This window comes from Enterococcus lactis (assembly GCF_015751045.1).
In the GTDB taxonomy this organism is placed as follows: Bacteria; Bacillota; Bacilli; order Lactobacillales; family Enterococcaceae; genus Enterococcus_B; species Enterococcus_B lactis.
Map to the genome: position 1 here is coordinate 1 of NZ_BNJW01000066.1, position 1,370 is coordinate 1,370.

Sequence of the window (1,370 nt, forward strand, 5' to 3'; positions counted from 1 at the left end):
TGGTGTTAGGATGATTTAGTGGACACATTTTGGGAGAGGACTATAATAACCTCGAACGAAAGGAAGTTCGCTAAATGAAAAAGTACAGTCAAGAAAGAAAAGACATGATCCTTCAACTCGTCGCAACTGGTAAGCCGGTTGCCGAAATTTCCCGTGAATATGGCATTGCAGAACAAACGATTTACAAATGGAAGAAAAGCAACACGCCCGTTACTGGCAGTTCGCTGACTCCCGCTCAGATTAAACAGATGGAAAAAGAAATGACGCGTCTGCGACAGGAGAACGAAATCTTAAAAAAAGCAATGGCTATATTCACGAAGTAAACTTATACAGTAAAATCCTCTTCATTGAAAACGAGAGCAACGAGTATCCGACGCGCATGCTTTTGCGAGTAATGGAAGTAGCTCCAAGCACGTATTATAAGGAACTCAAACACACACCAAGTCAGCGTGAACTTGAAAATGAACGCATCGATAAAGCCATCTTATCGATTTACACAGACAGCAAGAAACGTTATGGTGCCTGGAAAATTCATCATCAGCTGATAGAGCAAGGCTTTGATTTGTCGATCAAACGGGTGCAAAAACGGATGCGTCTCCTTGGCATCCATTCGATCACCGTAAAAAAATATCATCCAACCAAGGCTTCTAAAGAGCGCGTTGAAGAACGGACAAATCTCTTAAACCAAGATTTCTCCACAACCAGCATCAATCAAAAATGGGCCGCTGATATCACATATATCTCGACTGCAAAAGACGGCTGGACCTACCTGGCTTCTGTGATCGATCTTTATTCGAAAAAGATCATCGGCTACACTTACGCCAAGCAGATGACCACTGAAATCGTGATGAATGCGCTAGAATCAGCAATCCAAAATCAACAACCGACAGACGGACTGATCATCCAAACCGATCTTGGTTCGCAGTATACTAGCTCCGATTTTGAGGAAGCATTGCGCACGAACAAGATAACGCACTCTTATAGTCGCAAAGGTACGCCTTACGACAATTCCTGTATCGAATCGTTTCACGCGGCATTAAAGAAAGAAGAAGTCTATCAAACGACCTATCATTCTTATGAAGAAGCCAAACTCGAACTGTTTCAATATATTGAAGGATGGTACAACCGCAAGCGAATTCATGGAGCAATTGGCTATCTGACACCACAACAGGCAGAAGACCAAGCTCGGCAGCACGCGCAATAGCTACTCACATTTTTTGAACGAATCCACGAGAATCTCTTTTCATGGTTTCAGAGAATGGTCAAACGGTTTTAGTTTGACGATTGTCTGAAATCATGAAACAACTCGAGAGTGGATTGGTTGCAAAAAAACTCTCAAAAAATGAGTCCACTTTATTGACACAGATCCA

General features: G+C 42.4%; 1 protein-coding gene. It reads left to right on the forward strand.

The window, feature by feature from the left end; translation table 11 throughout:
- Window positions 1-74: 74 nt before the first annotated feature.
- A protein-coding gene (locus KFO35_RS14060) for an IS3 family transposase (protein ID WP_104835207.1) occupies window positions 75-1,204 on the forward strand; the annotation gives its coding sequence in 2 pieces (ribosomal slippage) (window positions 75-303 and window positions 303-1,204; 1,131 coding nt in all).
- The last annotated feature ends 166 nt before the right edge of the window (window positions 1,205-1,370 follow it).